At 41.4% G+C, this 25,002-nt stretch carries 26 protein-coding genes; 17 read left to right on the top strand and 9 right to left on the bottom strand.

What is annotated here, in order from left to right:
- Window positions 1-57: 57 nt before the first annotated feature.
- Window positions 58-579, bottom strand: a complete 522-nt coding sequence (locus PASHI_RS07700; RefSeq protein WP_062565161.1) for an EF-hand domain-containing protein — start codon at window positions 577-579, stop codon at window positions 58-60.
- Window positions 580-785: 206 nt separating this feature from the next.
- Complete coding sequence (locus PASHI_RS07695; protein ID WP_054561271.1) at window positions 786-1,217, bottom strand: hypothetical protein; 432 nt, start codon at window positions 1,215-1,217, stop codon at window positions 786-788.
- Between the two features lie 243 nt (window positions 1,218-1,460).
- Between PASHI_RS07695 and xthA the strand changes: the two genes are divergently transcribed.
- Genes xthA through PASHI_RS07680 form a run of 3 tightly spaced genes read left to right on the top strand, consistent with a single transcriptional unit; the run spans window position 1,461 to window position 3,711 of the window.
- The gene (gene xthA, locus PASHI_RS07690) at window positions 1,461-2,270 is read left to right on the top strand and encodes an exodeoxyribonuclease III (protein WP_054552965.1); all 810 of its coding nucleotides are present in this window, start codon (window positions 1,461-1,463) and stop codon (window positions 2,268-2,270) included.
- On the top strand, window positions 2,267-2,917 hold the full coding sequence (locus PASHI_RS07685; RefSeq protein WP_152996508.1) for an energy-coupling factor ABC transporter permease: 651 nt from the start codon (window positions 2,267-2,269) through the stop codon (window positions 2,915-2,917). Before xthA ends, PASHI_RS07685 begins: the two co-directional genes overlap by 4 nt.
- The gene (locus PASHI_RS07680; protein WP_062565160.1) at window positions 2,914-3,711 is read left to right on the top strand and encodes a putative RNA methyltransferase; all 798 of its coding nucleotides are present in this window, start codon (window positions 2,914-2,916) and stop codon (window positions 3,709-3,711) included. Before PASHI_RS07685 ends, PASHI_RS07680 begins: the two co-directional genes overlap by 4 nt.
- Here the strand turns inward: PASHI_RS07680 and yfbV are convergent.
- The gene (gene yfbV / locus PASHI_RS07675; RefSeq protein WP_054552963.1) at window positions 3,708-4,154 is read right to left on the bottom strand and encodes a terminus macrodomain insulation protein YfbV; all 447 of its coding nucleotides are present in this window, start codon (window positions 4,152-4,154) and stop codon (window positions 3,708-3,710) included. The genes PASHI_RS07680 and yfbV overlap by 4 nt on opposite strands.
- A gap of 290 nt (window positions 4,155-4,444) precedes the next feature.
- Between yfbV and PASHI_RS07670 the strand changes: the two genes are divergently transcribed.
- From PASHI_RS07670 to PASHI_RS07640, 7 genes are all read left to right on the top strand, one after another.
- A complete protein-coding gene (locus PASHI_RS07670; protein WP_062565159.1) occupies window positions 4,445-5,659 on the top strand; it encodes an acetate kinase in 1,215 nt (404 codons plus the stop codon).
- Between the two features lie 4 nt (window positions 5,660-5,663).
- The gene (gene pta / locus PASHI_RS07665; protein ID WP_062565158.1) at window positions 5,664-7,820 is read left to right on the top strand and encodes a phosphate acetyltransferase; all 2,157 of its coding nucleotides are present in this window, start codon (window positions 5,664-5,666) and stop codon (window positions 7,818-7,820) included.
- A 209-nt stretch (window positions 7,821-8,029) separates the two neighbouring features.
- Window positions 8,030-8,422 (top strand): ACT domain-containing protein, encoded by a 393-nt coding sequence (locus tag PASHI_RS07660; RefSeq protein WP_054552960.1) that lies wholly within the window; start codon window positions 8,030-8,032, stop codon window positions 8,420-8,422.
- Between the two features lie 3 nt (window positions 8,423-8,425).
- Window positions 8,426-8,923, top strand: coding sequence for a PTS glucose transporter subunit IIA (locus PASHI_RS07655; protein ID WP_062565157.1), 498 nt, complete (start codon window positions 8,426-8,428; stop codon window positions 8,921-8,923).
- 5 nt (window positions 8,924-8,928) lie between these two features.
- A complete protein-coding gene (locus tag PASHI_RS07650; protein WP_062565156.1) occupies window positions 8,929-9,273 on the top strand; it encodes an ArsC family reductase in 345 nt (114 codons plus the stop codon).
- Window positions 9,273-10,403: a succinyl-diaminopimelate desuccinylase gene (dapE, locus tag PASHI_RS07645; RefSeq protein WP_062565155.1), complete on the top strand. Its 1,131-nt coding sequence runs from the start codon at window positions 9,273-9,275 to the stop codon at window positions 10,401-10,403. The genes PASHI_RS07650 and dapE overlap by 1 nt, the downstream gene beginning before the upstream one ends.
- Entirely contained in the window at window positions 10,400-11,080 is a 681-nt protein-coding gene (locus PASHI_RS07640; protein WP_062565154.1) for a M15 family metallopeptidase, read from the top strand. The genes dapE and PASHI_RS07640 overlap by 4 nt, the downstream gene beginning before the upstream one ends.
- On the opposite strand, the gene PASHI_RS07635 is transcribed toward PASHI_RS07640, so the two are convergent.
- Window positions 11,067-11,936 carry a DMT family transporter gene (locus tag PASHI_RS07635; protein WP_062565369.1) on the bottom strand — a complete coding sequence of 290 codons (870 nt, stop codon included), beginning with the start codon at window positions 11,934-11,936 and terminating at the stop codon, window positions 11,067-11,069. The genes PASHI_RS07640 and PASHI_RS07635 overlap by 14 nt on opposite strands.
- Window positions 11,937-12,073: 137 nt before the next feature.
- Here PASHI_RS07635 and PASHI_RS07630 point away from each other — a divergent pair, with 137 nt between their 5' ends.
- Genes PASHI_RS07630 through PASHI_RS07615 form a run of 4 tightly spaced genes read left to right on the top strand, consistent with a single transcriptional unit; the run spans window position 12,074 to window position 14,974 of the window.
- Window positions 12,074-13,438, top strand: coding sequence for a COG3014 family protein (locus tag PASHI_RS07630; RefSeq protein WP_062565153.1), 1,365 nt, complete (start codon window positions 12,074-12,076; stop codon window positions 13,436-13,438).
- 8 nt (window positions 13,439-13,446) lie between these two features.
- Entirely contained in the window at window positions 13,447-13,872 is a 426-nt protein-coding gene (locus PASHI_RS07625; protein WP_054552954.1) for a YcfL family putative periplasmic lipoprotein, read from the top strand.
- 10 nt (window positions 13,873-13,882) lie between these two features.
- Complete coding sequence (lpoB, locus tag PASHI_RS07620; RefSeq protein ID WP_054561262.1) at window positions 13,883-14,494, top strand: penicillin-binding protein activator LpoB; 612 nt, start codon at window positions 13,883-13,885, stop codon at window positions 14,492-14,494.
- Between the two features lie 12 nt (window positions 14,495-14,506).
- Entirely contained in the window at window positions 14,507-14,974 is a 468-nt protein-coding gene (locus PASHI_RS07615; RefSeq protein WP_055021127.1) for an outer membrane lipoprotein, read from the top strand.
- A gap of 25 nt (window positions 14,975-14,999) precedes the next feature.
- Here PASHI_RS07615 and PASHI_RS07610 read toward each other — a convergent pair whose 3' ends face one another.
- Complete coding sequence (locus tag PASHI_RS07610) at window positions 15,000-16,217, bottom strand: pyridoxal phosphate-dependent aminotransferase (protein ID WP_062565152.1); 1,218 nt, start codon at window positions 16,215-16,217, stop codon at window positions 15,000-15,002.
- Window positions 16,218-16,310: 93 nt separating this feature from the next.
- Window positions 16,311-16,655 (bottom strand): Hpt domain-containing protein, encoded by a 345-nt coding sequence (locus PASHI_RS07605; RefSeq protein ID WP_058584795.1) that lies wholly within the window; start codon window positions 16,653-16,655, stop codon window positions 16,311-16,313.
- A 129-nt stretch (window positions 16,656-16,784) separates the two neighbouring features.
- Here PASHI_RS07605 and PASHI_RS07600 point away from each other — a divergent pair, with 129 nt between their 5' ends.
- The gene (locus tag PASHI_RS07600; RefSeq protein WP_062565151.1) at window positions 16,785-17,384 is read left to right on the top strand and encodes a tRNA-uridine aminocarboxypropyltransferase; all 600 of its coding nucleotides are present in this window, start codon (window positions 16,785-16,787) and stop codon (window positions 17,382-17,384) included.
- On the top strand, window positions 17,384-18,160 hold the full coding sequence (locus tag PASHI_RS07595) for a CLCA_X family protein (protein ID WP_062565150.1): 777 nt from the start codon (window positions 17,384-17,386) through the stop codon (window positions 18,158-18,160). Before PASHI_RS07600 ends, PASHI_RS07595 begins: the two co-directional genes overlap by 1 nt.
- Here the strand turns inward: PASHI_RS07595 and PASHI_RS07590 are convergent.
- Both PASHI_RS07590 and dcd read right to left on the bottom strand, forming a co-directional pair.
- Window positions 18,126-20,462 (bottom strand): EAL domain-containing protein, encoded by a 2,337-nt coding sequence (locus tag PASHI_RS07590; RefSeq protein ID WP_167542016.1) that lies wholly within the window; start codon window positions 20,460-20,462, stop codon window positions 18,126-18,128. The two genes, PASHI_RS07595 and PASHI_RS07590, sit on opposite strands and share 35 nt — an antisense overlap.
- A 292-nt stretch (window positions 20,463-20,754) precedes the next feature.
- Window positions 20,755-21,342, bottom strand: a complete 588-nt coding sequence (gene dcd / locus PASHI_RS07585) for a dCTP deaminase (protein ID WP_062565148.1) — start codon at window positions 21,340-21,342, stop codon at window positions 20,755-20,757.
- Between the two features lie 281 nt (window positions 21,343-21,623).
- On the opposite strand from dcd, the gene PASHI_RS07580 reads away from it, so the two are divergent.
- Window positions 21,624-21,950 (top strand): hypothetical protein, encoded by a 327-nt coding sequence (locus tag PASHI_RS07580; RefSeq protein WP_062565147.1) that lies wholly within the window; start codon window positions 21,624-21,626, stop codon window positions 21,948-21,950.
- 73 nt (window positions 21,951-22,023) lie between these two features.
- Here PASHI_RS07580 and PASHI_RS07575 read toward each other — a convergent pair whose 3' ends face one another.
- Window positions 22,024-24,975, bottom strand: a complete 2,952-nt coding sequence (locus tag PASHI_RS07575; RefSeq protein ID WP_062565146.1) for a TonB-dependent receptor — start codon at window positions 24,973-24,975, stop codon at window positions 22,024-22,026.
- Window positions 24,976-25,002 lie beyond the last annotated feature (27 nt).

The following is a 25,002-nucleotide window of genomic DNA, read 5'->3' as shown; positions in this document are numbered from 1 at the left end:
TAAAAAAGCCAGTGTAAAACACTGGCTTTGGGGGATATTTATGAATGGATATTGAAATTAGCTATTTTTAACCATTTCAAGGGCATCATCTTCGGCAACGTCGCTGCCATATTTGCTAATGTAATTAATAAACTCAGTACGGCTTACACGCTTATCTTTGTTGCTATCCATATAGCCAAAGTGATTTGCGATATCGTCGTCATCGGCTTCTTCAATAGAAACATAACCATTTTTGTCGTTATCTAACGATTTAAAGTCATTTTCGATTGGGTCAAATTTAGCGATTTCAGCTTTAAATGCTGATTCAGATACCTCACTATCAGTTGCTACCTTGCCTGTATTTAACTGCATATATGCATTAAATTCAGTACGGCTGATTTGCTCATCCATATTGGTATCGATATTTGAAAAATGATCCCAAATTGCATCATCGTCAGCTTCTACCTTAGAGATATAACCGTCATTGTCATTATCTAGGCTGCCAAAATCGCTGTCGATTTTTGCTAAAGAGTTACTTGCAGAACATGCTGAAAGACTTAGTGCTGCTAAAATTGTTGATGCTAAAGTTAACTTGTTCATAAGACATTTCCTTGTAGTCGATTAGATTCACTTCGACTGTTACAAGTTGAATGCCAAAATGCCTTATTGGCTAAAATCAAGCACTTACAGCCTGGTTAAGTTGAGGTTAAGCCTATGATTTAGCAAGCTTTTCATGGATTACTGTAATTTTTTCATAAAAAAAGCGCTCCGAAGAGCGCTTTTTACAAATAACAAAAATGCCGCTATTAGATAGCTGCGTTTTGGTAACGCTTAACGAAGTCTGTTACTGCTTCGCCATTACATTTTAACGTATTTAAGTTACCAATTTTTTCACGCACAGGTGTTAAACCTTTTTTAAGTGCAGTGATGCAAAGTTGAGTTTCTTTTTGCTCATTTTTAGCAAACACTTCAACAGCTGCTTTTGCTGCTTCTTGTGATTGTGCTTTTTTAGCAATCTCACGGATGTCAGTACCGTTACATAAAATGCTTTTTGAAAAACGTGACATTGAAATGCCATGCTTTGCTGCTTCTTTACGTGCAGCGGTAAACCCTTCGTTCGCACTTAAGCTACATAACTTTGATTCAATACGGTTATCAGCTGAAAAGTAGTGCGGGTTGCTTGCTAATGAGCCAAATGAGATACATGCAAGAGAAAGCATCACTAATTGTTTTTTCATGGTTTACCTTTAAATAGTACATAATATGAACGGATGGTTTGCGCGCATTATATAAACAAAAATCAGTAGATCAACTGAATTATTTATTTAATTTAATAATTAATAGTGAGTTAACAATGTTTTTAAATTAAGCAGCAATTGATCAACATTTACCCAATTTGATTTTCGTAATTAGCTCATGAATAAGCCCTAGTTTGATGATAGAATTGCGCTAAACACTGAAACAAAAATAATAGGTGCACCATGAAGGTAATCTCATTTAACATTAACGGCCTGCGCGCTCGTTTACACCAATTGCAAGCCGTAATTGATAAACATCAACCAGATATTATTGGCTTACAAGAAATCAAAGTACATGATGAGGCCTTCCCTCTCGAAGACGTGCAAAAAATGGGTTATCACGTTTATTTTCACGGTCAAAAAGCGCATTACGGCGTGGCTATGTTATGTAAACAAGAGCCAAAATCAGTTGTTAAAGGCTTTGCAACCGATACCGACGAATCACAGCGTCGTATGATCAGTGTTACCGTGACACAAGAAAATGGTCGTGACCTAACGGTGATGAATGGCTACTTCCCGCAAGGGGATAATATTGCCCACGAAACCAAATTCCCTTATAAGCGTCAATTCTATAAAGATTTAATGACTCACTTAGAAGATAACCACACGCCAGAGCAAGATGTTATTGTGATGGGCGACATTAATATTTCACCGACCGATCTCGACATTGGTATTGGTGAACCAAACCGTAAGCGCTGGTTAAAAACAGGTAAGTGTTCGTTCCAACCTGAAGAGCGTGAATGGTTAAGCACTTTATTAAACTGGGGCTTTAAAGATACCTTCCGTGAACTTTACCCAGAAAAAACTGAGCAATACTCGTGGTTTGATTACCGCTCAAAAGGTTTTGATGACAACCGCGGTCTGCGTATTGATGTGATCTTAGCAACCCCTGCTCTTGCTGAGCGTTGTGTTGAGTCTGGTATCGATTACGAATTACGTGGTATCGAAAAACCATCTGATCATGCGCCAATTTGGTCAACATTTAACGCATGATAGACACACTGCAATGGCAGCTCCCTTTGTGGAGCTGTGTGGCTCTAATACTTTGGCTCAGCTTTGATAAGCAAAGCGCATCACAATTATTGGCAACGCCAATAAGACAAGTTGGTGTGCTCGCATGTGCTTTAGTACTTGCGGTACTGTGGCGCATTAAAGCGGGGATATTGCCTGGCCTCGAATTGCATATTTTAGGGGTCACTGCAGTGACCCTAATTTTAGGCTGGCGACTGGCTATTTTTGCAAGCCTTCTTGCAAGTTTACTCTTGGTATTAGTCGCTCAGTTGCCAGTATCAATACTGCCAGTGCATTTATTGTTTACTGCTTTTTTACCAATTACATTGAGCTATTTGTGTTTTGTGCTTTGCTATAGCTACCTGCCGAGACACTTTTTTATTTATATCTTTTTATGCGCGTTTTTAACCGCTGCTGTTATCGCCTGTATTAAAATACTTACCAGCGGTGTGTTTTATTACTTGCTTGGTGATTACAGTTTTATTGAGATTTCAGAAAACTATCTGATCCTGTGTGCCATAATTTGGTTTCCTGAAGCAATGCTCAATGGCATGGCCATTACCTTGATGATCACCTATCGCCCTCATTGGGTTAAAACCTTTTATGATAAGGACTATTTAGACTCATGAGTCTTCACTATCACTGCCCGCTTTGCAAACTTGAACTTACTCTAAACGACAAAACTTACCGTTGTGACAACAACCACAGTTTTGATATCGCCAAAGAGGGTTATGTCAATTTACTTCCCGTGCAAAATAAAAAGTCTAAACAACCAGGCGATAATCTTGAAATGGTGCAAGCTCGCCGCGCTTTTTTAAGTGCCGGACACTATTTGTTTTTACAGCAAGCTTTAGCAGAGCTAGTGGCATCTCTCGAACCAAGTTCAGTTATTGATTTAGGCTGTGGTGAAGGCTTTTACACTCAAGCAATTGCAGCGCAGTCGAGTGCCGATGTATATGGTGTTGATATTTCTAAGCCCGCGGTAAAATACGCCGCTAAGCGTTACGAAAATGCGCATTTTAGTGTCGCGTCGATTAGCCAAGCCCCTTTTGCAGATGCGCAGGCTGATGTGCTTGTTAGTGTGTTTGCCCCTTTATTTGCACAAGAACTTGCTCGCCTTGCCAAACCGCAAGCTAGTTTAATTGTTGCAAGCCCTGGCCCTTGGCACCTTAAAGAGTTAAAAGCGTTTATTTATGCCGATGTAAAACCGCATACAGAGATAGAATCACCAGCAGGCTTCAGCAAAGAGTCGATAAACTTGTTAGAGCAACAGGTGCTGTTGTCGGTCGATGAGATAAAACATTTAATTATGATGACGCCGTTTGCGTGGAAGTTTCGTCCAGAGCACTGGCAACAGATAGAGCAACAAGGCCCACAAAAAGTAACTTTATCGTTTTATGTGAGCCAGTTTGTTCGCGATTAGAAGTGTTCTTTAGTGAAGGCTTTATCCATTTTTTCGAACATATCTTTTAATAATTGAGCTAAATCGGTGTAGCGTGGTTTTTCAGTCGTTAATTGTGACTGATAACCATGCGCCTTCATTTTACTGTGCAGCTCGGTATACCAACTTAGCATTGCTGGCTCTAAACGGGTTTCTGCACGGCGGCCTAGCCACAACAAACCTTGAAGTGGTAGTGATAAAAAGAAAAGCGCGATAGTGATAGCTTGTGGAAAATAATCACTACCTAAGTAATTAACTTGCATAAATACGGTCAGCATTGCCAATATTGGCATCACTGTAATTGCCAGATCAGTGGCCTTGATCACTCTAAATTCGGCAAACAATGGAGCGAGCTCTTGTCGCATCGGCCATTTTTTAGCGTACTGACGACCTGTTTGCACTTGTGACATGACACCTTTTTGCATCATCACTCCTAGGGTTTTCAACTTGTTTCACAACCGAGTGTAACACACTCCCGGATACAATCCCTGCAAAACCTGTCCTAGTTTTAATACCAAATTAATGGTTAGGAGACTAACGTTTAAAGTCTAAATGAGATAAAATGTTATCGGCTTAAGTCAACCAGACTTTAGTATAATTACAGCCTAGCTTTGTTAAGTGTAGCAACAAAATACTTATTTACTATACTGGCAAAGAATTCTAATTATCAAGCCTTAATATACACTGACTGATATCGTACTTTTAGGACCTAGCTATGTCGACGCCCCTTTGCTCACCACAACATGTTTTAGTACTGAACTGTGGTAGTTCAAGTTTAAAATTTGCCATTTTAGATGCCGCCACTTCTGACGAAGTTATTTCTGGTTTAGCTGAGCGCCTTGGCTCAGACACGCCTTCAATCAAATATAAATATAATGGTGAAAAACAACTTATTGAGCTTGCAAAGGGCCAAGCCCACGATGCAGCAATTGCTGAGCTTGTGAAGCTAGTTAATGAGTTAGGCCTTGCAGATAATTTAATTGCTGTGGGTCATCGTGTTGTGCATGGTGGTGAGCATTTCACTGAATCTGTGCTTATCGACGATGATGTACTTGCAGCTATCGAAAAAACAGCCGCACTTGCTCCACTTCATAACCCAGCCAACTTATTGGGCATTCGCACTGCACAGCAAGCGTTCTCAGCGCTGCCACAAATTGCTGTGTTTGATACGGCATTTCACCAAAGCATGCCAAATATTGCTTACTTATACGCCCTACCTTACTCGCTTTATAAAGAGCACGGCGTAAGACGCTATGGTTTCCATGGCACGAGCCATTATTATGTTGCAGGTGAAGCGGCAAAATTATTAGGCAAAGAGCGCGAACAAACCAATGTGATCAGTGCGCATTTAGGTAATGGTTGTTCGGTATGTGCGATTAAAGATGGTAAGAGTGTTGATACCAGTATGGGCCTTACACCGCTTGAAGGCTTAGTGATGGGTACCCGCAGTGGTAGTATCGACCCGGGTTTATTCACGTTTTTAACTCAGCAACTAAATTATTCAGTGCAAGAAATTGATGACTTACTTAATAAGCAAAGTGGCTTGTTAGGTATTAGTGAATTATCAAATGACTGTCGCACTATTGAAGAAGCCGCCGTTGAGGGCCACCCACAAGCGAACCTTGCACTCGATATTTTCTGCTACCGCTTAGCAAAACAAATCGCCGCATTCTTGGTGCCAGTACAACGCCTTGATGCACTTATTTTCACCGGTGGTATTGGTGAAAACTCAGATATCATTCGTGACAAAGTAATCACTCAATTAGGCTTTTTAGGCCTTGAGTGTGACGAAGCTGCAAACTTAGCGGCACGTTTTGGTAAAGAAGGCTTAATTTCAAAAGGCCAATCGCATGCTAAAGCGTTTGTGATCCCGACTAACGAAGAATGGGTTATTGCTAACGATGCAGCCCGCATTGCAAAGGAGGGTTAAGTAAATGGCACGTAGAATTATGTTGATCCCTATTTCGACTGGGGTTGGTTTAACATCTGTTTCTGTTGGTTTAGTGCGCGCACTTGAGCAAAAAGCGCTTAAAGTGAACTTTTTCAAACCAATTGCGCAGCCGCGCTCTGGCGATACAGGACCTGAAAAGTCGACGCAAATTGTCACCCATGGCTCGCCAATTAATCCGCCGACACCATTTGAGCTTAGCTATGCAGAGCAAATGATAGGTGATGGTAAAGGCGACGATTTACTAGAAGAAATCGTAGAGCGCTTTGAAAGCACCATTAAAGAAGACGAAATTGCTATTATTGAAGGTATGGTGCCAACACGTCGTCAGCCTTATGCTGGCCGTGTAAACCGTGAAATCGCGCAAACACTGGGTGCTGATATTGTTTTTGTTTTAACACCTAGTAACGATAGCAACGACCAAATTGAAGACCGTTTAGAAATTGCCTCAGGCAACTATGGCGGTGTTAACCACCCTCGCGTGCTAGGTTGTATTTTCAATAAAGTTAATGCACCTTTAGATGACGAAGGTCGCGCACGTGCAGACCTTGTTGAAGCCCATGAGCCTGAGCAACTTGAAAACGAATTAAACCGTTTAGCATCATTGCCTATTTTCAGAAAACACCCATTTAAATTATTAGGTTCAATCCCGTGGGATTTCGACCTAGTAGCGCCACGTGTGCGTGATTTATGTGAATACCTAAAGGCTGAAGTTATTAATGAAGGCGACATGGCTCACCGTCGTTTACGTCGCGTTACTTTCTGTGCTCGTACTGTATCGAATATTTTAAGCCACTTTACACCGGGTGCATTACTAGTTACTCCGGGCGATCGCTCTGATGTACTCGTTGCCGCTTGTTTGTCAGCCATGAATGGTACCAAGCTTGGGGCTATTTTATTAACCGGTGGCTTTAAACCTGAAGAACGCATCATGAAATTGTGCGAACAAGCTATGAATACCGGCCTACCAATCCTGGCAACACAAGAAGATACATGGCGCACATCTTTATTACTGCACAACTTCAATATGGAAGTACCGTGTGATGATGACCAACGTATCGATAAAGTAAAAGATCACAACGCTAGTAACATTGACTCTGACTGGTTAGACAGCCTTGCAAAAAGTGTTGGTCGTACTCGTAAAATGTCTCCACCAGCGTTTCGCTTCTTACTGACAGACAAAGCTCGTCAAGCGAATAAAACGGTTGTTTTACCTGAAGGTAATGAGCCGCGCACAATTAAAGCTGCAGCAATTTGTGGTCAACGTGGCATTGCAAAAACAATCTTACTTGGTGACAAAGAAGAGATTTTACGTATCGCTGAGCAACAAGGTGTTGAGCTTAACGATAATGTAACCATTGTTGAGCCAGGTGATGTGATCAACGATTACGTTGCGCCTATGGTCGAAATTCGTAAAAACAAAGGCTTAACAGAAGTGGTTGCCCAAGAACAATTACTGGATAACGTCGTGCTTGGTACTATGATGCTTGAGCAAGGCAAAGTAGATGGCCTAGTGTCAGGTGCTGTTAACACTACAGCGAATACGATTCGCCCACCGCTACAGTTAATTAAAACTGCACCAGGTTCATCGTTGGTATCATCAGTGTTCTTTATGTTGTTACCTGATCAAGTTCTGGTATACGGTGACTGTGCTATCAACCCAGACCCAACAGCAGAGCAACTGGCCGATATCGCGATTCAATCAGCGGATTCAGCGGCTGCTTTTGGTATTGAACCGCGTGTTGCAATGATCAGCTACAGTACGGGTACTTCGGGTTCAGGTGCTGATGTAGAAAAAGTCCGCGAAGCCACTAAGCTTGCCCAGCAAAAGCGCCCTGATTTAGTGATTGATGGCCCGCTTCAGTACGACGCTGCAATTATGGAAAACGTAGCACTTAAAAAAGCACCAGACAGCCCGGTTGCAGGTAAAGCAACAGTGTTTGTATTCCCAGATTTAAATACCGGTAATACAACTTATAAAGCCGTACAACGTAGTGCCGATTTAATTAGTATTGGCCCTATGCTGCAAGGTATGCGTAAGCCGGTAAATGACTTGAGCCGTGGTGCATTAGTAGACGATATTGTTTACACCATTGCCCTTACAGCGATTCAAGCTAAGCAAGTTGAAAGCTTAGAAAATTAACCCTTCAAAATTTAGGCTAATTTATAAAACCTTTATAAATTAGCCTATTAGCTTCTTTATACTGACCTATTCCCATATTTATCCACAGATTCTGTGGACAACCTCAACAGCGATATTGAGTAAAACCTCAGCAATCAAAATTATTGCGCTTTATCTTAACTTTGTTTACCTATACTATAAATTCAAAGGCTTCAAAGATAGGATCGCAGATGTCAAAACAAACGTTACAACTTCATAGTGAAGAACTTACCATTCATAGTTTAGATGTCGATGCGACGATTGATCCTGCCTTACTCCAACAAGCTATTTTCTTTATTGCAAAAACGGCTGATGAGCTGTCTATTGTCTGCCCAAGTAGTTTCCAGCTCGACAGTCTTGATCAAGAAACCGACTGGCAAGCACTGGAAGTAATTGGCCCACTTGGTTTTTCGTTAACTGGTATTATGGCGAACATTTCTGGCGTGCTAGCAAAAGCGTCGATTTCGATTTTTGCTTTATCAACCTACGATACCGATTATGTATTGGTGAAAAAGCAAAGTATGGCAAAAGCTATTACAGCCCTGAAAAAAGACGGTTACCATGTGCTAGGTGATGTTAAATAAGTCATGACTAACGAAGTTCAATACTTACCCGAACGCAGCCTCAGAAAAGCGCGCTGCATGGCCATTAAAAGCCCATTTACCGGGCGTGTAAAAAGCATTAACGAGCATCCTGAGCCATTTTTTCGTTTTGCTACCCTTGGCCCAGGAATTAGTGTTGAACTAACTAGCCACAACATCATCGCGCCATTCGATGGCACCCTATTACAAGTTAAAAATGCCGGTAAAGAATACATTTTACAGGCAAAAAACGGTTTAAAAGTTTTATTAAACTTATCGTTTTCATCGGTTGAAGAACATATCAATCACACCAATATTGCTAAATTAAATGGCAGTAAAATTAGCAAAGGTGAACGATTAGCCTATTTTGATTTACGCGAGCTGAGCAGTCCTATGCTTGGCACACTATGCGTTCTCAATAGCCAACACCTTGGACCCCTATATTATTCACTATCTCAGGTCACTGCTGGGGTAGACACATTACTCACTGTAACTAAAAAGTAGAATTTATGACTATCATGTACGGTATCAGCAACTGCGATACAATCAAAAAAGCCAAGAAATATTTAACTGATAACAATCAAGAATTTACTTTCCATGATTACCGTAAAGACGGCATTAGTGCTGAGCTAGTTAACAAATTTGCAGCGCATATTGATTGGCAAGATTTAGTTAATAAACGCGGCACAACTTACCGCCAATTATCTGATGAGCAAAAGCAAAACCTAGATAAAGAATCTGCATTAGCATTGCTGGTTGAGCAACCTGCGATGATCAAGCGCCCGGTACTTGTGCACAACGGCCAATACCACTTAGGCTTTAAAGCAGCTCAATACGATGAGATCTTTGCCTAATGACTCACCCTGTTATTGAACTTGCTCAAGCGCTTATTCAGCGTGAATCAGTAACGCCTGAAGATGCTGGTTGCCAAGCGTTAATGAACGAACGCCTTGAAAAACTAGGCTTTAATATTGAATCACTGTTTTTCACTGATACCTTGAATACTTGGGCTCGTAAGGGAGATGCGTCACCGCATTTTTGTTTTGCTGGTCACACAGATATTGTACCAACAGGTCCTGCAAAAAATTGGCAGCACCCGCCTTTTTCTGCACTGGTAAAAGACGGTATGTTACATGGTCGCGGCGCAGCCGATATGAAAGGTTCACTGGCTGCCATGGTGGTTGCCACCGAGCGTTTTGTGGCTAAGCACCCAGATCATAAAGGGTCAATTTCGTTTTTAATTACGTCTGATGAAGAAGGCCCGTTTATCAACGGCACAACCCGTGTTATCGACACTCTTGAAGCACGAGGCGAAAAAATTGATTTATGCCTAGTTGGCGAACCCTCTTCACGTGATGTACTTGGTGATGTAGTAAAAAATGGTCGTCGCGGTTCTTTAACTGGCTTTTTAACTGTAAAAGGTGTGCAAGGCCATGTTGCTTACCCGCATTTAGCGCAAAACCCAATTCATTTAGCTGCTCCTGCGTTAACTGAGCTGAGTCAAACCGAGTGGGATCAAGGTAACGAATTTTTCCCTGCAACGAGCTTTCAAGTTTCGAATATTAACGGTGGCACTGGTGCCGGTAATGTGATCCCAGGTGAACTTGAAATTCAATTTAACTTTCGCTTTAGCACCGAAGTAACTCACCAACAGCTACAGCAGCGAGTGGTTGATATTGTTGAGAAACACAACCTGAATTACGAGCTAAATTGGATTGTCAATGGACTACCGTTTTTAACCGACCATGGCCCGTTAGTTGATGCCACCGTGCACGCTATTAAGCAAGTGACTGGACGCGACACCGCACTTGAAACCACCGGCGGTACTTCTGATGGTCGCTTTATCGCACAAACGGGTGCCAAAGTCATTGAGCTTGGTCCTCGTAATGAAACTATTCATAAAGTAGATGAATGTGTTAGCACGGATGAGTTAATTCAACTAGCTGATATTTACGAAGTCATTTTAGAGCAACTGCTTACATGAACCAAACCGAGCTTAAACAATGCGCCACGGGGTTAAGTAGCTCACATTTAGTTGAGCTACAAAATCATCGCTTGCATCGTGATATTGTTAATGATTTTTTAGCTCTGCAGCAGGGAGCAAAAGAAGCAGGTATTGATCTGACAATTGCCTCAAGCTTTCGTGACTTTCATCGTCAAAGTGCTATTTGGAATGCTAAATTTCAGGGCCTTCGACCGGTTTACACCCTTGAGCAACAAACGGTAGATTTAGAAAGCCTAAGTGATACTGAAAAGTGCCACGCTATTATGCTTTACTCGGCACTTCCAGGGGCAAGCAGACACCACTTTGGTACCGACCTCGACATTTACGATACCCGCCCTATTGACGATGATTACCAGCTGCAATTAACGCCTGATGAGTATTCACCCACAGGGCCCTTTGCCAAGCTTGCTGCATGGCTTGACGATAACCTAGAAAAGTATGGTTTTTATCGCCCTTATAAAGAGTACAAAGGTGGGGTTGCCCCTGAGCCTTGGCATATCAGCCATATTGGTGTATCTGCAAAGATGATGGAGTATTTGTCAGTTGCAACATTACAGCAATCTATTGCACAAAGTGAGCTGAGCGGCAAGCAAGCGATACTAGCTGAACTTAACACTCTGTATGAACGCTACGTATTAAATATTAATACGCCCTAATTTTAGCCATTAAAAACACCAGTACAGCGCCAAGAATTAAGGCGCTGGCTAAAACTAAACGCGCTGTTAATTGCTCATTTAAAACCACCACCCCAGCTAATGTGGCAAGCACAGGCACGGTTAGCTGCACCACCCCTGCTTGGCTACTTTTAAGCCTAGGTAATGCTATGTACCAAATGCTATAGCCAAGCCCGGATGCAAGCGCTCCAGAGGCTATCGCTAAATAAACCCCACTCGCAGTAATACCTTGCCAATCAGCCACGGCTAGAAACACTAAAATTGGTACAAGTATTAAACTTCTTAGAAAGTTAAAGCTGGTTGCTTGCAACGGTGAGCTGCATGATTTTCCGCGAATACTGTAAACACCCCATGCCACGCCACTTAACGTCATAAGCATTGCTGGCATGAAAGAAGGCACTGTGGCTGAGGGCAGCATTAAGTAAATAAAACCCGCAAAAGCGGTAAACAAAGCCCCCCACTGCACTTTACTGAGTGGTTCTTTATTTAAAACACTATGACCTATCATGGTTAACTGCACTGCCGAAAATAAGATAAGTGCGCCTGTGCCTGTGTTTAAATCAACATAGGCAACTGAAAAGCACAGCGCGTAAACAAATAAACTAAGGGCACTGATATTGTTACCTTTATCGGTTAAAGGTTGTGCTGATTGTGATTTTGATCTCAATAAAGTTGTTTGCCATAAAAGTAAGCCAAGCAACATAAACGCCCCACTGGCTAAACGAATAGCAGTAAAACTTAACGGATCAATATCACCACTTTGTAATGCCATCCGGCACAGCAAAGAGTTAGCTGCAAACGCACAAAGTGCAATCAAGGTATACAGTATGGTGCTCAACAAATGAGTTATCCTTTTGGTTTTAAAAAAGATAAGACCTAAAATTAGACAATTAACTTACGATTTTTTACATAATTTATCATAGAAGGTTAAGCCGCGTATGCTAATCTCAGTACATTGTTTAAAAGGAGTGTTCAGTGCATCGACGTTTATTTATTGGAGCTGCTCTACTGTTATCTGGTTGCAGTACCATAGGTATTACTGATCTATTCCAAGATTATGCGACGCAGCTAAGACCTGTGCGCCAAGCTGTTTCTCAGAATAACATAGCAAGTGCGCAGCAACTTTTGCCAAGTAACAGCCGAGGCCATAGTAACTATTTGTTAAATCAGCTTGAAACGGCCCGTCTTGATTTTTTGGCTAAACAAAATTCTCAGGCCAATGAGACCTTTGAAGCTGTTTATCAAAATATGGAAAAAAAGCGTCAAGCAGCCAAAGTACAGCTAAGTGCAGGCCTTGAGCAAACAAATTCATTATTAACTAATGACTCAGTGATTGGTTATGAGCCAGCAGCCTATGAAATGACCATGCTGCATAGCTACAAAGCACTGAGTTATGTATTTAATAAACAACTTGAATCTGCATTAGTTGAAGTTAGGCGTGCTAATAAAGTGCAAGAAGATGCACTAAAAGACAACCAAGCCGTACCTGATGAACAAGCAGAAAAGGCCGCTGAAGGTTACCCAGATATGGCTGAGCTAATTGGTAATGTCAAAAATGGCTTTCAAAATGCCTTTACGTTTTATTTGTCTGGCCTACTTTATGAGGCAGATAAACAGTTTGATGATGCCTATATCGATTATAAAAAAGCACTCGAAATAAATAGCGAAAATAGCTACTTACAGCAAACAGTGTTACGCCTTGCCAAAAAACAAGGGTTTGATCAGGACTTTGAAGAATTTAGCAAACGCTTTGGCAAGCTAAAACAGACTCAAGCAAACACGGGCCAAGTAATTGTAATTGCAGAGCAAGGTTTGATACCAGCAAGGCAAGAGTTTCATTTACGATTACCCATTTATACCTCCCGTGGTGATGCACGCTTTTACAGTATTGCGATGCCAGTTTATCGCGATGCGCCCTATGCGGGCAGTGATAAAACCGTGAGTCTCAGTGGCGAAAATTTGCCACTTACGCCCATTGTTAGGCTTGAAGCGTTGGCAGCAAAAACTTTGAAAGATCAAAGTGCTGGTAGAATAACCCGCCAAGTTATGCGTTTGGTTGCGAAAGAAAAGATGCGCGCAGAATTGGCAAGAAGCGGCGGCGATGTCGGTAATATTTTAGCGAATATTTATAACATTGCATCAGAGCAGGCTGATACGCGAAGTTGGTCTACTTTACCTAGTCAACTGAGTATTGCGCAGCACGCGATGCCAGCAGGTCAGCACGTTTTAAGCGTGCCAGGGCACGGCGAAATAGACTTTACGGTTAGTAAGCAAGGGTTAACCTTGATTTTTCTAACCTCTATAAATAACTACTACGACACACATGTCGTACAACTCTAGGAGCAATGATGAAATACTTAGTGCCACTATTAACCATTTTACTTGTTGCGGCTTGCTCCTCACGCCCTACCACTTCTGGCATTGGTGTTGAGCAGGCATCACAACAGTATAACCAACAACTGATTGTTAATAACCCTGAACTTGGCAAGAAATTAGCCATTACAGATGTAAAAACACGCCAAACAAATGGCTTAACAGATGTTGTTGTGACACTGGCAAGCCAGTATAAAAAGTCTCAATACTTACAGTATCAATTTACTTGGTATGACGCTGATGGCTTTGTTATTCGCGGCAACCACTCACCTTGGCAACCTATTACATTATTTGGATTTGCCAAGACCCAATTACCGGGCCTAGCCCCGACAGCAAATGCTGTCACCTTCTCGCTTGCAGTGCGTGAAGTGTCAACAGAAGCACAAGAATTTGAAGATTAAGGATACTACAATGAAATTACTTTCTGTTAAGTCGGCTGCGGCCGTTGCAATGACAAGCGCTTTATTGCTGTCTGGTTGTGCTAATAAAGCCGTTGTTAGCTATGGTGATGCGCAAGCCGTAGAAACCACAGATATCAACTTTGGTTCAACAGATCTACAAAAAGTAGCAAGCCAAATGACTGACTCGTTACTTGCTTCACCTGTGGTAGGTACCATGACAGCAAATACCCGCCCTATCGTGTTTGTTGAGCGTATTAAAAACAAAACGAGCGAGCATATTGATACTGAATCTATTACTGATTCAATCTCAACACAGTTATTACGCAGTGGTAAGTTCCGCTTTGTTGATATGACCCGCGTTGAAGCTGTGCGCGAGCAACTTAATTTCCAAAACGTTGACCCACTTGTAAACCCAAATACCGCTATTGCTTTTGGCCAGCAAGTTGGTGCGCAATATATGTTATACGGCAACTTATCGAGCATTGTTAAATCAAATGCTGACAAGGCTGATGTGTATTATAAATTCACTATGCGTTTAATGGATTTAAAAAGCGGCCTAGTTGAGTGGGCTGATGAAACTGAAATCCGTAAAACACGTGAGAAATCAACTTTTGGCTGGTAGTCAGGAGGGTTTATGAAATACCTAGTAGCAATCCTAGCAAGCTGTTTATTACTGAGCTCGCCAAGTTATGCTGACTATCAGCGTAACAAAGCAGTACCTGTACAACAGGTGTTGTTTGGCTCAGTACAGTCAGTGCGAACCATTACTGAACAAGAGCTGGTCAGAGATAAAACCAACGGCTGGGAAACGTTTGGTGGTGCGCTAATTGGCGGTGTTATCGGTAATCAGTTTGGTGGCGGCAGTGGCCGCACTGTAGCAACCATTTTAGGTTCGATGATTGGTGGCTCTGTTGCCCACAACCGCCAACAAAACAGTCGCGTTATACAGTATCAGCTCGTTGAATTGATGATCAAAGTAGAAAGCGGCGAACAATTTATGGTTGTGCAAGATAAAGACAACCAAATGCTGTTCAACCAAGGTGATAAAGTACGTTTGGTCTACCTCACCGATAATACGGTGCGTGTTGATAAAGCTTATTAAAAAAGCGAGCCTCGGCTCGCTTTTTTTAGCTTTGTCGATAATCAGCGAAGAATCGCTGCATCTTACTCATGGCTTCTGTTAAATCATCTTTGTTTGGTAAAAATACTAATCTGAAATGATCAGGATCAGGCCAATTAAATGCGCGACCATGCACTAATAAGATTTTCTCAGCTTTGAGTAAATCTAAAATCATGCGCTCATCATCTTTAATGTTAAAGTGCGCCGTATCCACTTTCGCAAATGCGTAAAGTGCCCCTTTAGGCTTTTTACAGCTAATACCATCAATGGCATTTAAGCCACGCCATGCAATATCACGCTGAACGTAAAGTCGACCACCTGGGTTTATCAAGTTATCGATTGACTGCACACCACCTAAAGCTTGTTGAATAGCATACTGAGCAGGCACATTGGCACATAAACGCATTGATGCCAGCATATCAAGGCCACGGCTTAAGTCGTCCATCATGCTAGTGCGGCCGCTTAACACCATCCAGCCCATTCGCAAACCCGCAGCGCGGTACGTTTTGGCTAAGCCATTAAAGGTGATAATTGGTACATCATCACACAGTGCGCCAATCGAGCTGTGGCTGACACCGTCGTACAAGATTTTCTCGTAAATTTCATCGCTTAATAACAACAGTTTGTGTTCACGAGCAATATTGATAAGATCCATCAACAGATCATCGCTATACACTGCACCAGTTGGGTTATTTGGGTTAATAAGCACCAACGCTTTGGTCTTTGAGGTGATCTTCGATTTAATATCAGCAATATCAGGGAACCAATCTTGTTCTTCATCACATAGATAATGCACAGGGTTACCCCCTGCTAATTTAACCGATGCAGTCCATAGCGGGTAATCCGGTGCAGGAATAAGCACTTCATCGTCATTATCAAGTAATGCTTGTGTGGTCATTTGAATTAATTCGCTGACCCCATTGCCGATATAAATATTATCGACATCAAGATTAAATAATCCGCGTTGCTGATAGTGTTGATAGACAGCCACACGGGCTGAGTAGAGGCCTTTAGAGTCACAGTAGCCTTGGGCTGAATACAAATTACGGATGATATCTTTGTGCATATCTTCAGGCATATCAAAGCCAAAGGCAGCTGGGTTGCCAATGTTTAGCTTTAATACTTTTTGCCCTTCGTCTTCCATTTTTCGAGCTTGTGCAAGCACAGGCCCACGTATGTCATAACAGACACCGTCTAGTTTGTGACTCTTTTTGATTTGTGACATGGTTACCTCTACTAATTAGCCTTAAGACTAACCCAGTAAGGGGCCACCACGCCAGAGGATTATTGCGGTTATAACTGAAATAAATTCAAGTTTTTAGCGAGTAGCGAACCAAGCTTGTAATTTTTCTACAGAACCTGAAACTTGTTCATCAAGGGTTTGTGATTTTTCTTGTGCAGTGGCTACATCACCTTGGTTTAAGGTCAGTTCAATTTCTTGCGCAAGCGATGATAAACTTGCAGCACCAAATTGAGCTGCATTTGATTTTAAACTGTGTGCATGCCTTGCAGCTGCTTCGTTATCTGAACCAAGATTTGCAAGTACTTCAGAGCCTAGACGCTGAAATTCACTACAACAAAAGGTCAAGGTGTCGGCAAATTGGTCACCTAAAAGTGATTCCATCCCTTCAAGTGCACTCTCATCAATTGTGATTGTCGTCATCTTTATCCCTTAATCAAAAACGTAATTATATAAATCGCAACTTTAGCCGTTCATAGCTAAAAAGCAAACCTGCTTTGCGAGTTAAGCTCATGTATACTAGGCATAGTTTTGATTTACACCTGAGTTCGTATGGCTAGAGAATTGTGCTCACATTGTGGCTTTTCAGTTAAAACCTGTTTATGTGATTCAATAAGCATAATCAAAAATAAACTAAAAATCATTATATTACGCCACCCTAGTGAGGAAAAAGTTACTAAGAACACCGCTAATTTACTGAATTTAGGCTTAGATAACTGCCAAATCATTGCAGGTGAGTCAGAACAAGACTTTTTACAGCTCGCAACATTGCCAAAAGCAACAACTGCGGTACTCTATCCTGCTGATAATGCATTATGTTTAGATGAACACACTGCCACTACTGATGCTTTCAAACAGTCTTTAACTCATTTAATTGTGATTGATGGTACGTGGAAAAAAGCCTACAAAATGCTGCAATTAACTCCAAGCCTTCAGGGGTTTCAGGCTGTGAGTTTTAAGCAAATACCACAAAACAAATACGTCATTCGTAAAGCACCACGCGCAGATAGTTTATCAACTTTAGAAGCAGTGGCTCATAGCCTTAAACTGATTGAAGGCCTTGATGTAACACCGCTATACAGATTATTAGCAGCACTGGTCGATAAGCAAACCCAACATATGCCAGATGATGTTAAGGCACGCTATTTATAATGCGTGTATCAAAACGGCTTAGTGCCGGTTTTCACCGTCAGGGACCAGATTATCGCTTTGATGATCAGGTCGATTTTGTCGATATTCGCGATACCTTTGGTTTTCGTACCATGGTGGTTGGCAATTGGGTTAATAAGCAAGAGCGGCTATTAGCGGCGAATTTAATTTACGATGCCTTAGCTGATCTTGCACAAATCCTGGCTTTACCCCCAACAGCAATTGGCCTTAGGGGTAAGCTTAATTTTGCCTTTGGTCATGGTGGGCAAAAAGGTGTGCAGGCTCATTACAATGCCCACAGCCAAACCCTTGCGCTTGCAAAAAATGCCGGCGGAGGCGCTCTCGCCCATGAATGGTTTCATGCGTTTGATCATCATATTTGTCAGCATTTATTTAAGAGCAGAAAGAGCATGCAATTTTGCTCAGCACTGTGGCTCGAACAGTCACCAGATTTGAGTCATCCACTTAATCAACACTTAAATGAGTTTTACCATCAGGTATTTTTAGACACCTCAGGTGAAAATCCAAATGCGTTCGTGAAGCAATCTATCGCTTTTGATAGGCAAGTAAAGCAACTTTATATGAGTATGCCTGAAGAACTAGCGGCTCGCTGTTTTGAAAAGTGTATTGCCATGCACCCTGATATAAAAAATAGCTTTTTAGTGAGTGGGTTATCGACAAGTGGCTTAATCTACCCGGATGAGCAGCATACAATGCGCTGCTTTTCAGCACTGCTGAATTACTTTAATCAGTTAGGTTCGCTGTTGCATCAAGGCTAATTTCAACTTTCTGCACCTCGCTTATCCAAGTTAAGTAATCATCTGCACAAAGCGGTTTTGAAAAATAATACCCTTGTCCAAATTGGCAGCCATAACTTTGCAGCATTGCTAGGCTTTGCTCATCTTCAATACCCTCAGCAACAACATGTGCACCCAAAGTAGTGGCGATGTCACAGGTTGCCCGGCAGATACTCTGATCGTTCAATGAAAATGGCAGGTTTAACACAAATTGTTTATCTATTTTCACCTCATCAAAGCCTAGCTGGCTCAGATATGCAAGCGATGAGTAGCCAGTACCAAAATCATCAATTGCAAGCTTTAAGCCGATTAAACGGTAGTCATCAAGTGTTGCTTTAATCTTTTTACTTTCTTCTAAAGTGGCTGATTCTGTAAGCTCTAACATCACAGATTCAGCCGCTACTTTTTGCTCATTTAAAATAGTAATTAACAGCACGGGTAAGTCTTTATTTAATAAATCTTTTGCTGAAATATTAATAGAAATAACGTGATCGGGTATCAGTTTGCAAAACTTCGCTTGCCACTCAATGCCTCTTTCAACAACCCATTCAGTTAACTGATTGATCACCCCTGCTGACTCTGCAATTGGAATAAACACATCTGGGCTTACTGCACCAAATACGGGATGCTGCCATCGCAGCAATGCTTCACAGCCCACTACTTTGCCTGTTTTCAAACATATCTGCGGCTGAAAGTGTAAGCTGAGTTGGTTCTCATCAATCGCAATTTTAAGTGCAGCAGCAATCGATAACCTTTGCTCAGAAAGGCGCGCAGTTTCTGAATCGAACATGCGCCAACGTTCACCTTGTAAACGCTTTTCAGACATTGCTTGTATCGCACATTGAAAAATTTGCTTCGCGGTATTACCGTGCATTGGGTAATAAGCAACGCCAATATCAACACTGTCGACTAAATTAATATCTTCATGGGTGAGCCCTTCTTCAAACACACCATGGATCAAACATGCAAACTGCTCTATGTGGCTTAGTTCAAGCTCTCCCATTATTAGGCAACCGAATGTGCTGTCATCAACATGTGCAAGCCAAGCACTTCTGCTTGCTTGAATCTCAAGCTTTAGTGCACTCATACTCTGCAACTGAGTATTTAAGATACTTAATCTTTCATTGATACAAATATTGGCCTGTTCAAAGCCAAAGGTAGAACGGGCATTTGAAAGTACATGAGGTTTAAATAATAAAACTGAGAAGTGTTGTTTTTTCGAAACTTTTTTCACAATCTGCGCGAGCAAAAATTGCTTATTTGGCAGTTTAGTATCTGCATCATGCAGCATCGAATAATTAAATGCTGAAATTTGCTGACGATCTTTTAACAATAGAACGGAACATATCGCCAGTGATGTGATAAGTAAGATGGTGTTATGGACCCCATGGTAACCAATGCCAAAGCCATTCCAAATAAATAGACTAAGCACCTGAATAACAATAGTTAAAAGCATAAAAACACGCAGGTGGGTTCGGCTATTTTTACGCTTAATCAAACTATAAAAGATTACAGAAGCAAAGCACAAAAAGCCCAAACAGCTGACTATAAAAAGCCACTGACGATTAAACTGAGGCAATATTGATGACAACACAGCTGCGCTTAGTAAACAAACCATCATAGCTTGCCAAGCCTTTTTAAACTTAACTGTATAGGTATGGATCGCTAGAAAGTGATATAAAAAATAGCTTACAAAACATAATGCAAACTCATTAACAGGCCATTTTGCTTCCCAATCTAAACCATTAACAAGATAGCTTATTAACCCGTTATCAATCAAAAATCCGATACAAACCAACACGAAGTACGCATCCAGTACCAAGTATTTTGGTTGCTGTGATACAAAAAAATAAACAGCACACACAAACATACATAAAATTAGCACGCCTAAAATAGCGCCATAGCTTAAAATTATTTGATGTAAATTGGTTTCAAATATCTTGGCTGAAATCACCCCAACTTCAATTGTCAGTGCCCTATCGTGCTCAAAGTTAACTAACGCCCAGCGATGCCCCTGACTATGCTCAATCAACCAATGAGGACGAACATTTGATAAACTTTCTAGTGAAGCGAGTCGCTGATTATTGGTAGCCTGATAGTTTTCATCTAAAAGGTAAAATTTAGCCCAGGTTAAATTAGGCTCACCAAGATATACAACATAATTTCTATTGTCGGGAAGTTGGAATAAATCGATTATTAACCAATGAGATGTTTGCGGGGCAAGGCGAATAGAACTACTTTCGAGTGCATTTAGCTTTTCAGCATTTTGTAGTGATTGTTCCAAGGATTCACTTAATTTGGCAAGTGGCTCAGCGGAGTCAAGCAGCCAAACTGACGCACTATCACTGGCAGCAAAAGTACTTACGCTGTGTAACAACACACAACAGAGAAATACGAGCAATTTTTTTATAACCCGTTGGACTTGCTTGCCAATAAAGTGCATTTTAGCTCCGTGCTTTAAACACCAGCTAAAAGTATGGGAGGAATACGCTTAAATTGCCAATTATGCAGGCTTTAATTAGGTAAAAAGTTCAGTAACAAAATGTTATGTGGCCCGAAAGCCACACAAACTCTAATTATTTATTATCATCACTGATACGACTTGCAACCGCCGAATTTTGATCTTTATATTTTGCGTCTTTACGAACGTTGTATGGGTTTTCTGCAGGGCTTGTCATGGTTTCAAAGCTCATAGCACCAATTTTCATCATTGGGCGTAAAGCTAATGGCAATTTACCTGAATTGTAAAACTCTAACACGATATTACCCGACCAGCCTGGATCAATACGATGTGCTGTTACATGAACCATCAAACCAAGACGTGCTAAAGATGAGCGACCGTCTAACCAACCAACAATATCTGCTGGTAATGTAACTTTTTCATGGGTGATAGCCAGTGCCAGTTCACCTGGGTGGAGGAAAAATGCTTCTTCTTCAGCAAGCACAATCTCATCACTCATGATTGATTCCATCGCCTTGTTAAGCTGATCTTTTGGACCACTTAAGTCAACATAGGCTGCGGTATGATCTTGGAAAACTCTAAACTTGTTGCCCAAACGCAAGTCCACCGTCACACCTGAAATCATTTCTTTGCTCGGTGTTGGCTCAATAACAATGCGGCCTTCGTCAATAAACTGCTGAATATGGGTATCTGATAATCTCATTTATTATTCTACCTAATACAACTTAAACATATGATTTTAAGCTGAAAAAACACGCTAAGCTCTAGTTGAAACACAACAAAAGTCGAGTGTGTATCAGTAAAGCCAAATGGGGTGGATATAGTGTGACATATATTACACAAATCAACAGCGTGTTGCGCGAATAATTCTCAACAAAATAAGATAAGCCATCTCAGCTAATAAGATCAGTGTTTTCTGATTTATCTAAAGTACTGGGTTTTGTTTTAATTACGCGATTACAAGGAAAATGAGGATAAGTTGTTATGGATTACGTTATTTTATCCGTAATAACATTGCCAGCATGCGTTGTCGCAATTTTAATAGCCAAACACTATGCTAAAAAGCACGATTTATGGCATGGCTTTCTCGTTTTTGTCGGTTCACTACTATTAACTAGCTGGTCGGTAGTGGGCTTAGTTGCTAACGAAACTTTCTTTTTCCCGCTACCTTCATTACTCACTATTGCCTTTTACTTCTACTGTTTTGGTGAAACCGATATTGTGTTCATGCCTAATTTATTAATTAATCCTGGTATTGCTATTTTTTGCTATTTTTTAGGCTATTTACTTTATCGCAAGAAGCCTCTTTAAAAACGTCTTAATTATCAGATTAAAATAAAAAAAGCCGCTCATTGAGCGGCTTTTGTTCCATCGGGATCACATATTAAAAGCTATAACGGGCACCAATTGTGTAACGAGGTCCGTATTGACGAGCAAATAAGAACTGCTCTTCGTAACGACCGTAGCCACGCTCAGTTTCGTTATTAAGGTTTATACCTTCAAAGAAAACAGTCATGTTTTCGTTGATGTCGTAGTTAACACTTAAGTCCCATTGACCGTAGGTATCGCCAAACTGTGGCGGAGCATCAGACGAGCCTTGCGCTTGACCAACACCAATTAAGTAAGAGTCACGCCATGCGTAGGTTACTTTTACTGATAAGCCGTCTTTATCGTAAAAAGCTTGGAAGTTAGCTGAATCACTTAAGCCAGATAAAGGAGCTTGTTGAGTCAAACTTGCTACATCAAATTCAACATCACCATCAACAAACGTAGCATTAACCCCTAAACCAAAGCCACTTTCACCAAATAAGTGTTGAACAGCAAGTTCAAAGCCATCAACTGATTTGCTATCAGTATTTTGTGGCTGAGAAATGTTCCATACCATCAGTGGATCTGAACTCGTTGGCTCAATGGCACCATCCGCATTACCATAACCTAATGCCAGCATTTCATTGAACACAGCGTCACTCGTTGCCTGCTCGCCACGTGCTTCTACAGATGCAACAGCTTCAAGGTAACGAGGACCATTTAAGATATCGTATAAACCTTCAATGGTTGTTTCAGTGATTTGCGTTTGAATAAAGTTATCTACGTCTTTTTTGAAGTAACCAACCGACGCGTAGCTACCTTCACCGTAGTAGTACTCAAGTGATAAATCGAGGTTAGTTGATTCAAATGGCAACAGATTAGTATTGCCTTGGCTACCTGTACGCGAACCTGGTTTCGGGCTACCCGTCAAGCTTCGGCCACCAGCCAAATTACCCAGCGGCGCACGTGCCATGGTTTTACCCCACGAAACACGACCAACAAGCTCGTCTGTAATTTCAACTTTTACGTCGATATTTGGTAACCAGATATCGTAGTTACCTTCTTCTTGGTAAAAGTTATCTGTACCGCCAGTTTCGTACTGCATGATCCACTCAGATGCACTCACCCAGTTAACTTGGCTTTCAACACGTTGACGAACCGTACTGGTCACATCTGTTTCTTCATAACGAAGACCTGCGTTGATTTGAACAAAGTAATCAGACAATTCAAATTCCCACAAGCTATTCACATAGAAGCTTTGTGTTTTTTCTTCTACGTAGCTTTCACTGTCGATACCATCAAAGAATGGGTCAATTGAATATTGATTATCGCCTAATAAATCTTCGTTTAAATAAGCAAGTTGACGGGCTAACGCTTCTTCAAAGCTATAGGTGTAATAGTAATTTGGTTCAAGGGCACTACCACCACCAGCAAACTGATCTAGCATGTCGCCAGTATCATTATAAGTGAACATACCATCAGGGAAAATTTCGGTGAATGATGGATTAAAACCAGGGCCGCCACGCAGGCCACTCCAAGCAGTAAAACCACCCATAGTTTGTTTAGTATTTGCTGCACCGAATTTTACTTTAACAAGTGGAATTTCAAAGCTTTCATTGAACCAGGTTGCATGAAGCTGAGCTTGCTCAACATTAGACTCACCTGGCGAGTAAATAAACTGACTGAAGTTCGAATCTATCTCACTTGGATCTAGCACTGTTGAGCCATTGTTCCAATTAACGTAGGCATGTGGAACCTCACCAGTGCGATAGTCATATACTTTGCTCTGTAACTGGTCAGAGCCAAGAATAATTTGACCATCAGAACCTAAGCCATCATCTGCGCCGTTATCTGTTTCGTTTTTTGAATCATGATAATCGAACTCAACTTCCCACTGGTCATTGATTTGCCATTCTAGGTTTAAACCAATTGAACGTGCTTTAACTTCTGTAGTGGCGCGGCTTGCTGTAAATGAACCATCATTACCACTTATATCGGCATAAAGCGCTGTACCATTTTCATCAAGCTCATAACTATTGATGTTACTGCCAAACTCATTCCAAATACCCCAACCTGCAGTTTCAACACCGGTGATTGCACGACTTGCTGTGTAATCAACCGTTGCAGTAAAGCTTTCAATTGGCGAGTACTGCAAAGTTACTTGGCCATTAGTACGCTCACGTTCAACATCAGCAATACTGTAGTTCATGTCTTTCGGGAAGAAATGATTACCGACACGGTTGCCTTCGCTATCGACTGCACGTGGGTCAATGTAGTCACCTTCATCAAGGGTTGGTAAATCAACATTTGCTTGCCAACCTTGAATATTGGCACTTTGCTGTTGAAAATCACGTTCTTGATGAGAGAATGATGCCGCAAAACCAAATGTATCATCAGCATAGGTATTGCTGTACATCGCTGAAAACTCTGGCGTTACATCATCACCCGCTTCATTTGACGAGTCATGAATAGCTTTAATAGACGAGCTAAACTTTTCGCCTGGGCTATTTAATGGGCGAGTTGTAATAATATTTACAGTAGCGCCTAGACCACCACTTGGTACATCAGCTTGACCTGATTTTGCAACTTCAAGTGCACTTACACCATCAGCGGCAATATTCTCAAGGGCATAAGAACGAGTATAACCCGTGCCTGGCATTTGACGGCCATTCAGCATTACTAGGTTAAACTCAGGGCCAAAACCACGTACCGTAATTTCACTACCTTCGCCGTTTGAACGACTCACTGATACACCGGTAATACGCTGTAATGATTCAGCTAAGTTAGTATCTGGGAACTTACCCATCTCTTCTGCTGAAATCGCATCTACAACACCTGTTGCATCACGTTTCATATCCATGGCGCGAATCATACTGCCACGAATACCTTTAATTTCGATAACTTCAATATCGTTATCAGCTTTCTCTTGCTCATCCTGTGCATAGGCAGACATAGTGCCTAGCCCTGCGGTTAAAATCATCGCAACTGACGCTGCAAGAGGTGTTTTAATAAATTTTGTGCTTTTCATGATATACCTGCTTTTGCAATATGTTGT

The sequence above is a fragment of the Pseudoalteromonas shioyasakiensis genome (assembly GCF_001550135.1).
In the GTDB taxonomy this organism is placed as follows: Bacteria; Pseudomonadota; Gammaproteobacteria; order Enterobacterales; family Alteromonadaceae; genus Pseudoalteromonas; species Pseudoalteromonas shioyasakiensis.
This window is presented reverse-complemented; position numbering and strand designations above follow the sequence as displayed.

Bases quoted from the DNA above. Each gene is read 5' to 3' on its own strand.
- PASHI_RS07700 (WP_062565161.1), bottom strand. From the start codon at position 579: ATGAACAAGTTAACTTTAGCATCAACAATTTTAGCAGCACTAAGTCTT.
- PASHI_RS07695 (WP_054561271.1), bottom strand. From the start codon at position 1,217: ATGAAAAAACAATTAGTGATGCTTTCTCTTGCATGTATCTCATTTGGC.
- xthA (WP_054552965.1), top strand. From the start codon at position 1,461: ATGAAGGTAATCTCATTTAACATTAACGGCCTGCGCGCTCGTTTACAC.
- PASHI_RS07685 (WP_152996508.1), top strand. From the start codon at position 2,267: ATGATAGACACACTGCAATGGCAGCTCCCTTTGTGGAGCTGTGTGGCT.
- PASHI_RS07680 (WP_062565160.1), top strand. From the start codon at position 2,914: ATGAGTCTTCACTATCACTGCCCGCTTTGCAAACTTGAACTTACTCTA.
- yfbV (WP_054552963.1), bottom strand. From the start codon at position 4,154: ATGCAAAAAGGTGTCATGTCACAAGTGCAAACAGGTCGTCAGTACGCT.
- PASHI_RS07670 (WP_062565159.1), top strand. From the start codon at position 4,445: ATGTCGACGCCCCTTTGCTCACCACAACATGTTTTAGTACTGAACTGT.
- pta (WP_062565158.1), top strand. From the start codon at position 5,664: ATGGCACGTAGAATTATGTTGATCCCTATTTCGACTGGGGTTGGTTTA.
- PASHI_RS07660 (WP_054552960.1), top strand. From the start codon at position 8,030: ATGTCAAAACAAACGTTACAACTTCATAGTGAAGAACTTACCATTCAT.
- PASHI_RS07655 (WP_062565157.1), top strand. From the start codon at position 8,426: ATGACTAACGAAGTTCAATACTTACCCGAACGCAGCCTCAGAAAAGCG.
- PASHI_RS07650 (WP_062565156.1), top strand. From the start codon at position 8,929: ATGACTATCATGTACGGTATCAGCAACTGCGATACAATCAAAAAAGCC.
- dapE (WP_062565155.1), top strand. From the start codon at position 9,273: ATGACTCACCCTGTTATTGAACTTGCTCAAGCGCTTATTCAGCGTGAA.
- PASHI_RS07640 (WP_062565154.1), top strand. From the start codon at position 10,400: ATGAACCAAACCGAGCTTAAACAATGCGCCACGGGGTTAAGTAGCTCA.
- PASHI_RS07625 (WP_054552954.1), top strand. From the start codon at position 13,447: ATGAAATACTTAGTGCCACTATTAACCATTTTACTTGTTGCGGCTTGC.
- lpoB (WP_054561262.1), top strand. From the start codon at position 13,883: ATGAAATTACTTTCTGTTAAGTCGGCTGCGGCCGTTGCAATGACAAGC.
- PASHI_RS07615 (WP_055021127.1), top strand. From the start codon at position 14,507: ATGAAATACCTAGTAGCAATCCTAGCAAGCTGTTTATTACTGAGCTCG.
- PASHI_RS07610 (WP_062565152.1), bottom strand. From the start codon at position 16,217: ATGTCACAAATCAAAAAGAGTCACAAACTAGACGGTGTCTGTTATGAC.
- PASHI_RS07605 (WP_058584795.1), bottom strand. From the start codon at position 16,655: ATGACGACAATCACAATTGATGAGAGTGCACTTGAAGGGATGGAATCA.
- PASHI_RS07600 (WP_062565151.1), top strand. From the start codon at position 16,785: ATGGCTAGAGAATTGTGCTCACATTGTGGCTTTTCAGTTAAAACCTGT.
- PASHI_RS07595 (WP_062565150.1), top strand. From the start codon at position 17,384: ATGCGTGTATCAAAACGGCTTAGTGCCGGTTTTCACCGTCAGGGACCA.
- dcd (WP_062565148.1), bottom strand. From the start codon at position 21,342: ATGAGATTATCAGATACCCATATTCAGCAGTTTATTGACGAAGGCCGC.
- PASHI_RS07580 (WP_062565147.1), top strand. From the start codon at position 21,624: ATGGATTACGTTATTTTATCCGTAATAACATTGCCAGCATGCGTTGTC.
- PASHI_RS07575 (WP_062565146.1), bottom strand. From the start codon at position 24,975: ATGAAAAGCACAAAATTTATTAAAACACCTCTTGCAGCGTCAGTTGCG.